At 30.6% G+C, this 9780-nt stretch carries 8 protein-coding genes; all 8 read right to left on the reverse strand.

Annotation, left to right across the window (positions count from 1 at the left end):
* Positions 1 to 16: 16 nt before the first annotated feature.
* Positions 17 to 538 carry a hypothetical protein gene (locus ACZIYX_RS23075; protein WP_462684625.1) on the reverse strand — a complete coding sequence of 174 codons (522 nt, stop codon included), beginning with the start codon at positions 536 to 538 and terminating at the stop codon, positions 17 to 19.
* Positions 539 to 633: 95 nt separating this feature from the next.
* On the reverse strand, positions 634 to 1530 hold the full coding sequence (locus ACZIYX_RS23080) for a DUF5991 domain-containing protein (protein WP_462684626.1): 897 nt from the start codon (positions 1528 to 1530) through the stop codon (positions 634 to 636).
* Between the two features lie 312 nt (positions 1531 to 1842).
* Positions 1843 to 2709 carry a hypothetical protein gene (locus ACZIYX_RS23085; protein WP_462684627.1) on the reverse strand — a complete coding sequence of 289 codons (867 nt, stop codon included), beginning with the start codon at positions 2707 to 2709 and terminating at the stop codon, positions 1843 to 1845.
* 111 nt (positions 2710 to 2820) lie between these two features.
* On the reverse strand, positions 2821 to 3282 hold the full coding sequence (locus ACZIYX_RS23090) for a DUF4348 domain-containing protein (protein ID WP_462684628.1): 462 nt from the start codon (positions 3280 to 3282) through the stop codon (positions 2821 to 2823).
* A 13-nt stretch (positions 3283 to 3295) separates the two neighbouring features.
* Positions 3296 to 4243 (reverse strand): M23 family metallopeptidase, encoded by a 948-nt coding sequence (locus ACZIYX_RS23095; RefSeq protein ID WP_462684629.1) that lies wholly within the window; start codon positions 4241 to 4243, stop codon positions 3296 to 3298.
* A gap of 169 nt (positions 4244 to 4412) precedes the next feature.
* Positions 4413 to 5372: a hypothetical protein gene (locus ACZIYX_RS23100; protein ID WP_462684630.1), complete on the reverse strand. Its 960-nt coding sequence runs from the start codon at positions 5370 to 5372 to the stop codon at positions 4413 to 4415.
* A 154-nt stretch (positions 5373 to 5526) separates the two neighbouring features.
* Complete coding sequence (locus tag ACZIYX_RS23105) at positions 5527 to 6273, reverse strand: hypothetical protein (RefSeq protein WP_462684631.1); 747 nt, start codon at positions 6271 to 6273, stop codon at positions 5527 to 5529.
* Positions 6270 to 9746: a DUF4280 domain-containing protein gene (locus ACZIYX_RS23110; protein ID WP_462684632.1), complete on the reverse strand. Its 3477-nt coding sequence runs from the start codon at positions 9744 to 9746 to the stop codon at positions 6270 to 6272. Before ACZIYX_RS23110 ends, ACZIYX_RS23105 begins: the two co-directional genes overlap by 4 nt.
* Between the last annotated feature and the right edge of the window lie 34 nt (positions 9747 to 9780).

Consider the following 9780-nt stretch of genomic DNA (forward strand, 5'->3'; position numbering starts at 1 on the left):
AATTACTACCTGGATATCAAGAAAATTCTATACTGTAGTTGCTCGGATGCATACCCTTTAACGGTAAAGTCTTGGCTACTTTTAACATTAGGGCTGTTATACGGATGCTGTTTTTTTTGTTTTCTTCTTCGGTTTTGTTTGGATTGGCTACATAGTAAGCCCTTGGGAACTCTACACCACTTTCTTTTTCTTTTAAATAAAAATATCTAGGTAATTCTGCTAATTTATGGTGTTTGTTTTCCCATTCTTTTGGTATAGTAAACAGAGCTTCGCCTTTGCCTTCTCCGTCTACTTTAAAACTAATTACATGCCCTTTTTGCTCCTTATCATCATAAGTGTCATATACACTATACTCATCTGTATGGTTATCGATTTTAACATCTTCCCATATTTTAAACTCTAATGGTTTATCTATATAATTTCTGGTATTAATTTTTATGGTTACCATATCACCATATTTTACAATACCTGTGTGCAGTTGGTTGTCTGTTTTGTATATTCTTAGGTTTACTATTGTCTGTTCTTTATCTACATGCAAATACCTTACTTTTTTATCGAGAGCGGGTATAAGTATATATTGATTACCAGCATAGAGGTTAAATCTTAACTATTACATATTAATATTCTAGACAATCAATTTTCTTTTTCTATTTTAATATCTTTATTAGGCTTAGAATCTATAAATATAACTGGGCTTTTGACATAATAGTCATTTCCTTTCTTATATAATTTAACAAGAGGGGAGGTAATACTGTTATTATAATTAGTACCCTCAATTGTTCTGTTATAATGCAATTCTAACGTATCCTTGTTTTGCTTTACAGTACACAAATCATAAAAATTAGTCTGATAGCCCTGACCTGAGAAAAAGCAACTATCTCTAGTTATTTTTATATTATAGCCAATTGAAATACCCACATCATCAATCTTTCCTAAATCTTGAAAAAGAGAGTAATTACCCGTTAAATCTAAATTATTTTTATTAATGTTATTTAAAGATTTTATTGAGTTTCTTAAATTATAATATTCTTTATTTTCGCTAATATGTGAATCTGTTTTGAATTTCCACAATTCATTTTGGAACTCAAAAATAGAAACTTTACATGGAGTAACCATATCATATTCCCATCCAACAGCTAGTCCTTCAACATGTTTTAATGGAACTTTATCTACATCCTTTTTCTCAATAAAAAATGCTGTTTTTTTATATTTGTCAAACATTATTCTTTTTTCTTTCAGAGGCATGTCTTCTTTAAATAGATTAGTTATATCGTTCAATTCATCATAGAAGACTACTTGAAATATCCCTAAGGTATTCGTACTATCAAATGATGAACCTATGATAATTTCTTTGTCTTTCTTATTATAATAGTCAGTAATTGATTTTGTATTTAAATAGCTTATTATTTCTTGATGCTTAATCAAATTAGAATCATTATTACTTGTATCTTTTTGACTTTTTGATTTGCATCCTATAAATAATAAAAGGATTATAAAAGTTATTTTTGAAATTAAAAAGTGTTTTTTCATGTCCCTTATTTCCTCTAATCTAGGTTACATTAAATTTCTTTCTTTAATTATACCAATTCTTTATAATGTAAGTAGGAGTGTTAGAATTGTTAATTTGTATATTAATATCTTTATTTGATAAACATAATTAGAAAATATTTTATCATCGTTTCCTTAATTTAACAGAATAATTGTAGAATAAGTCCCCCCATTTATTGTATAAAGCCGAAAAATTAGTGCCATCATAAGCGACATACTCGTGATAGCAAGGTAGTCATTTTCATTTCTTAAAGAGTAGTATTTACTTTATTTAGATCGTCACCAGCATAACACTTATTGTTTAATCAAAGGATAACTTTCATTTGGAGGATTGAGCATGTAAATTGCATCTCCTCCTATATAATAATCCCCTTTTGAATCCTTAAATAAATTGTATTCATTTTGATTAGCTCCTTTAGTTTGAATAACTAGAGTATCCTGTGTTGTTTTAAAAATAGTACAGGCTATTTCTTGTTTTGGTTCATCATTTAATTGGGATATTATTTTGGAATTATCATTTATTATAAATGAATAACTTATACTATGACTTTCTCCCATATGTTCTAAACCTTCTAAACTAAAATTATAAGTGCCTTGCCACTGTTTAAAAAAGTCTTTATCAAAAACTGTAGAATTAATTTTAACCAGTTCATCTTTTGGTATAAATTCTAAAGGAAGTTGAGATATTATGAAATTTTTCCATTCACCGTTTTTTTTCCACTCATCACATAAAGTTATTTCATTACATTTTTCACATTCTTCTATTATATACGGAAGCTTTACAGCGTGTATACTATCCATATAACGATATCCATTATATTGTATTATCTTATTCAATGTATCAAATCTAATACTAGAACTCTCCTCTCTATTATTATCAGTAAAGTATACAATTTTTAAAGTATTATTAGTGTCACTTTTTATATGCCAATTATCAAACTCCGTCTGTTCTTGACCTACATCTTTATAAAATGTATTCGTAAATCGCAACTTAGGTAGATTTGCCGCACATGATAAAAATAATACATCACCATTTTCTGTATCTGTCAATCTTAAAAAAGTTTTTCTCTTCAAATACAGTTCATAACTAGAATTTGTGTTGCTTTTACAACTAAAAAAAATTAAAGTAATGAAAAATAGATATAAAATTTTTGCTTTCATTTTTTTAATATTAAATTACCATTTACCACTAGAAGTAATCCCTTCTTATTTACAGTCACGAGGTTCTTTTCTAACCTTTCACAGCACACCTAGCGGTAGCAGGGAGATTGGTTAATTAGAATAATCATGAATTGAAGTTAAATACCATTCATTATTTTGTTTATCTCTCATAAAGACATAGTGTAAAAGAATACCATTGTCAATACCGTACATAGAGTAGTTTGTAGAATCTTCTTTTATAACTGTTTCAACTCTGTATTTATCGTATTCTTTTTTATAAGCAAGAGTATCATCTCTAAAATCCATATATGAAATATCTTCTTTTGTGAATTTTAAAACTTCAAATTTGTCAGTTTCTACTAGATTATGAAGATATAAAGTGTCTTTGACCCTATCTTTTTGAAAGATACTATCATTACTGAATTTTACAAAAAAGTTATTAAAATCTTCTTTTGAGGATTTTTGTTGCTTTACTAAATTCGCTGTTTTTTCAGTACTTACTTTATACTCTAGATTATTAGCTTTTTTACAGCTTAAAAATAAAAGTATTATTACAGAAAGAATATTCTTCATAATTATATCTAAATTAGTATTTAAACGAAGTAGGGTTGTTTACCCAATCTTGGGGGTCTATTAATTCTACAGGTTTTGTTTTAAATCCTCGACCTTCTGTAGGGTCAATCACACCGTCATAAGTGTTATTTTTAACTGTCCTAATTTCATAATGTAAATGAGCACTCATTTTACTACTAACTTCTTGCCCATAATATGAGGCTCCTAATTCTCCTATTTTTTGACCTTTTTTTATTTGATTGCTTTTCTCAATGTTAACTTTACTTAAATGCATATATCGAGTCATAAATTTTTTATCACTAGACATAATTTCTATATATCTACCACCAGAGCCAAAGGTATTATCTTTAACGGTGTGAGCATAGCCATCATGAGTAGCATAAATAGGAGCGCCTAAATCAGTATTCCCTCCTCCTGAGAAATTTATATCCAAACCTTTATGGTTTTTACTAGCAGTTTTAATTCCTTTTACATGACGCTTACCAACTCCACTATCAATTCTTCTTGTCCATTTTTTAAACTTTTCTTTAACTGGCCAAGCACCTAAATCTTTTGTGTCAACCGTAATAATTTTCATATGTTGTACAGAAGGTTTAGGCAACTCACTCCCCAAAATCACGGCACTATTGACCTCCATAAAATCCTTTAACTGTAAAGTCTTGGCTACTTTTAACATTAGGGCTGTTATACGGATGCTGTTTTTTTTGTTTTCTTCTTCGGTTTTGTTTGGGTTAGCTACATAGTAAGCCCTTGGGAACTCTACACCACTTTCTTTTTCTTTTAAATAAAAATATCTAGGTAATTCTGCTAATTTATGGTGTTTGTTTTCCCATTCTTTTGGTATAGTAAACAGAGCTTCGCCTTTGCCTTCTTTATCTACTTCAAAACTAATTAGATGCCCTTTTTGCTCCTTATCTTCATAAGTGCCATACATACTATACTCATCTGTATGTGCTATCAATTCCCCTACTATTTTCGCTTTTCTTAAACATCTGTTTTTATCAAATTTTGCAACGGAAAATTTGATAAAACTACAACACTACTGCTGTGGATCACTATTATTTTCTTACTCATACGCACCACTAGTTCCAAAATAGCGGTAACCATACTAGGAGCAGTGAGGAAAAATATTAATACCAATTCTTTATAATGTAAGTAGGAGTGTTAGGGTCGTTAATTTGTATATTAATATCTTTATCTGATAAGCCATAATCAGAAAATATTTTATCATCATTTCCTTTAGAAAGAAGATTTTTTGCTTCTCGTACATTTAATCTAACAGAGTAATTGTAGAATAAATTTTCCCCATTTTTATTGTATAAAGCTGAAAAATTAGGACAAGCACCGCATTTACCCTCTCCGAAAACAAAGTATAAATTTTCTTCTTTAGATTTTAAGAGCTTAACCTCTAAGGCAGATGATATTTCCTTTTCTCCCCACAAAGTATCTCCTTTATAATCAACATGTTCTTTTACAAAAGGGATCGAAATTTCAATTTCCTTACCTTTCATAATTATTTTTGCTTTCTTGTATACTAAATAATCAGAAACTTCATTACCCTTATTTGATTTTTTCTGAGCAGAAAGTTCTCCAAGAGCAATACATTGTTCTTTTGTGTAGCACTCTAAACAAGGTTGTTTGATTATTTTAAATTTTTTAGACATCTCTGAATCTACCACATATGGAGGTATTCCCCATCCTTCATTTGCAAAATCAGCATTTCGTTTGCATGTTACTTTAAAAATATGTTGTTCCTTATCAAAAACTTTAAAATCGTAATATTCATCATCTCCATAGTATATTCTAAAACTATCATCAAGATTTTCTGATTTTGTTATAGTTTTCAAATCATTTTCAACTACCTCTATTATCTCAAGTTCATCCTTTGAATTCCATTTTAGTTTTCTAATAGGCCCATCACAAGGATCATATATAACGAATTCACCATTACGATTTTCGATTTCAATAAAAGTTTTGTACTTAAAATCAAATGATTGCTTCTTGAATATAGCTGTCTCATTTGTTTTGTTTTTACAAGAAAACAACAATATTATAAATAATAGACTTACAATTTTTAGATAATGTTTCATTTTAATTTCTTCTTATTTGAGATACAATATATTTATGATCAGGGTTATGCTTAGCAACTCCTTTTAATATGTTATCCTTTTCTAGATAAAGTTTATTGCTTTCATGTATTCCTTTATCTGCATAATTTGTACCTACTTCATAAAAACTAAAATATCACTCTTTAATTACAAAACCCTTTTTGTTAATGATGTAATAAGTCTCTTTAATTGTCTTTTCATCAGATATAAAAATTCTTTTTCGTGAAACTACACCATTTTTATCAATATCAGAAAAAATATTTGCAGCGCCATCTTCAGAAGAGAATCCATAAATCAAAGACAAACCATCTTGAACCTTCTTATCTTGACTAATTATTATCTCACCCTCATTTGTATATGTATGTAAACGTATAGCAGCAAAAGTATTGTCGTTTTCTAAGGCTAATACTGTTAAGTAACCAATCACAATAACATTATCAATTTTAAATTTTAAAATTGGTATTACAAAAAAAATATTATCTTCAACCTTATTATTTTTCAAATACTGCTCCAAAGCAAAATCTTCCAAACTCTTTTGTTTGATTCTCAAAAACTCACTAACTGAATATTTTTTTGATTTTGTTAAACTCTCAAAATCAAAAGTCTTGGTTTCATATATTGCAAGATTTTTATCCAACTCATTGAGATTAATTTTAAAGGTAAAAATATCCTTATCCCAATCGCTTTGTTTCTTTATAAACAAATTATCAAAAGTTTTATAATTTATGGGTAAACTTATTTCTTGAATTTCATCAAGAAATAATTGAAAAGGTATATTGTTTGATACTTGATAACTACTTGTGTTTTGAGACTCTAAATTAGAACTTGGAACTTGTTTACAAGCAATTACAAATGTTAGTAATAATAAAATTAATTTTTTCATTGTTTCTTGATATGATTTAAATCGTAACCTTGAATATGTAAATGATTTTTATGTCCTTTAACATGCTTTCCATGATGAACCAGTTTGTCATTTTTTTCACCATATTTAAATGACGCCATTCCTTTATAACCAAATTTATAAAGTGCATTAATAAAATTATTCTGTCTCAATTCATCAAATTCAGGTGATGTAATTAATAATTTCTTTTTTACTTTATTCTTATTAAAATATCTTAAATCACCATATATCCCGTTTACATGGGTTTTACTAGGATTACCTATACCATCTGCATTTGTAAAACCATTTAAAACAACATCATCGTAACTCACCTCTGCAAGAGCTCCTATAAAGGATGCAAATGCACCAATATCAACATATTCACGATTCGAATTATGGAAATAAGAGATCAATAAATCTTCTTTTTTATAATTGAGTGGTTTTTTCTTAATGTTTATCAAATGCATTTTTCCTGGGATTTTAGCATAATAGATATCTGCTTCATATATTGGGCTATATCTTACCACATAATCACCCGTTTTTGGTTTTTTTTCTTTACCATTTTTATATCTAGTATCATTAATTTTTATCCTCCATTGACCTAACTCATGTGCTTCTCCATTTTTATCATAATAAGTATAGCTCGCTACTTTACTATCTTCACTTCCCGATCTAGCAATACTTCCATCAGCATATATATCAAAGTGTAACCTTTCTTCCTCAACAATAGGCTTCACCTGTTCCCCGAAACTTGGTTCACTCCCCAAAATCACGGCACTATTGGCTTCCATAAAATCCTTTAACTGTAAAGTCTTGGCTACTTTTAACATTAGGGCTATTATACGGTTGCTGTTTTTTTTGTTTTCTTCTTCGGTTTTGTTTGGATTGGCTACATAGTAAGCCCTTGGGAACTCTACACCACTTTCTTTTTCTTTTAAATAAAAATATCTAGGTAATTCTGCTAATTTATGGTGTTTGTTTTCCCATTCTTTTGGTATAGTAAACAGAGCTTCGCCTTTGCCTTCTCCGTCTACTTTAAAACTAATTACATGCCCTTTTTGCTCCTTATCATCATAAGTGTCATATACACTATACTCATCTGTATGGTTATCGATTTTAACATCTTCCCATATTTTAAACTCTAATGGTTTATCTATATAATTTCTGGTATTAATTTTTATGGTTACCGTATCACCATATTTTACAATACCTGTATGCAGTTGGTTGTCTGTTTCGTATATTCTTAGGTTTACTATTGCCTGTTCTTTATCTACATGCAGATACCTTACTTTTTTATCGGGAGCGGGTATAAGTATATATTGATTCTCTGCTTCGGGGTCTTGCATAGTACCTTCTACCTCAAAATCCAGTGTTTCGATAGTAAAAAAGAATTCGTATTTATTATTTTCTTTCCAATAGCCTGGATTTCCATCTGGTATGGTGTACGCTTGGTTTATGATCCCGTTTCTTTCTTTTATCTCTATAGGTACTCCTGCATTTTTCTTAAAATCATCTTTTCCTTTTTGGCTTTCCCACACATTGAGTTGTAATTTTTCTCCTTGCAAGGCTTGTGTTTCTATATGTATGTATACAGTATGTTTAAAACCACTTTTGCTTATACTATTTCCGTTTTTATCTGCCCAATAGGCTTTGGTTATTCGAGATTTAATAGCTTTTAGCGGGGCACTTAATCCTTTGGGTTTTTCGGTAAATGCTTCAATATTCCATTCTCCTTCTTTTTCTGATGTACCAGTATAGGTAAGTTCGTTTTCATTTTGTAGTACCGTATGGGTATCTGGTTTTTGTCCTCTGTTATACCAACACCATTGGGGTTTTGGATCGCCCAATGCTGCATTATAAGGTAGTTGATAATGTGCGGTAAAGGTTACTTGATGGCGTTCTTTTTTTGTTTCCTTTTCTTTAAGTACACAAATACTGTCTTTATCGGCGCTGATTTTTTTTATATAATTTTTTTCTACCGTAAAAGTTATCTTTTTTTCAATATTCTCGTAAGTAGCTTTTACTACTATTTTTTTTGCAGTGGTGTTTTTTTGTGGAGGTATCGTTATTTGTGGTACTGTTTTATCTTTTGTAAAAGGAATGTTTTTACCATCTAATGTTGCTTCCCAAACAATATGCTTTGGGTTAAGATCATTGTCAGGAAATTCTTTTTTTGCACTTACAATTACTGTTTCACTAGGGCGTACCCGCAAGATTGCTGTTCGGTCTTTGCCATCGACTGCTAGTGCCAACCCTTCTATTTGTTGATATACAATATCCAGTAAGTTGTATGCTTTGCTTTTACTTTTACCTGTTATTTTATTAAATTTTGGGGTATCATTAAATGCTTCTATAGCATAAGCTCCTGGAGTCCTGTACGGAAAAGTAAAGGTGTCCCCCTGATCTACAAAGGTGTGATGATGCCCATAGGTGTTGTTTTCCTTTTTTACATATACTGCCCAATTTATAGCTGCTTTTTCTTTATCATCGATATTTTTTGGTTTATTAACCTTAAAAACCAGTGTTTTTTGATTTACATTGATCCTATAGGTGTCGTTTTTGGGCGAAAGAGAGATCGGTTCCAAAACGTTAATATCTTCAATTGGCTTGTTTTGGATTTTTTTATCCTCGAATGTTCCTGTTGCTAGTGCATGTACTTGTTCCTCTGTCAGCATACCGTAGGTTAGCATTACAGCCACCTCTGCGGGTACTTCGGCTACATCTGCTGCGGTAATCACTTGTGTTTGCCCGTGTGTGGTAAAGGTTATTTTACCTTTAAAACTACACTCGCCTTCGCTTTCTTCTAATAAAGCTTCGCCATTATTGGCTTGTGCTATTTTTATGGCTTGGTAGCTTTTATCCCATTTAGTAATATTAGGAATACAGGGTTTGTATTGCCCAAACCCTAATGGTTGTTGTAAACAGCTGCCAAAAGTACTAACGTTTTTTTGAAATGGTATCCCCAGATCCTGAGTTGTTGCCAAAAGTTTTTCGGCACTTTCTTTATCATTTATATAAATGTCCTGATGGCTTATTACTTTTAATAGTGCAGGCATTTTTTCTTTGCTTTGATCGCACCTGCATTCTGCCCCATGACATACGGGATACGTACCTGCTTTATCTGGTTTGCCTGACGATTCTGGAGCGGTTTGTTGCTCTGTGGTTTGGTTACTGGTAGTTTCTGTAGTAACTGTTGCTGTACTGGTTTGGGTAGTGGTATTGGTTACTGTGGTTTCTTGTTCCGCATCTTCTTCTTTAGGAATATCCATAGGGATATTTACTACTTGCCCTAATTGTATCGTTGCCCAATTTTTGATATCTGGATTAGCTTCTATGATGCGTTTGTTTAGCATACCATACGTAGCTTTGGGATGATGTACCTTGTATTTCTCAAGGTATTTGGTCACCAGATTGTCTCGGTTTTCACGCTGCCAATCGCCATTTTTGGTAATCGTATGTTTTATTGGGTCTTCCATAATACTTATGCGTTATGTAAAGTTAGTATAATTT

The organism is Aquimarina sp. (assembly GCF_977115655.1).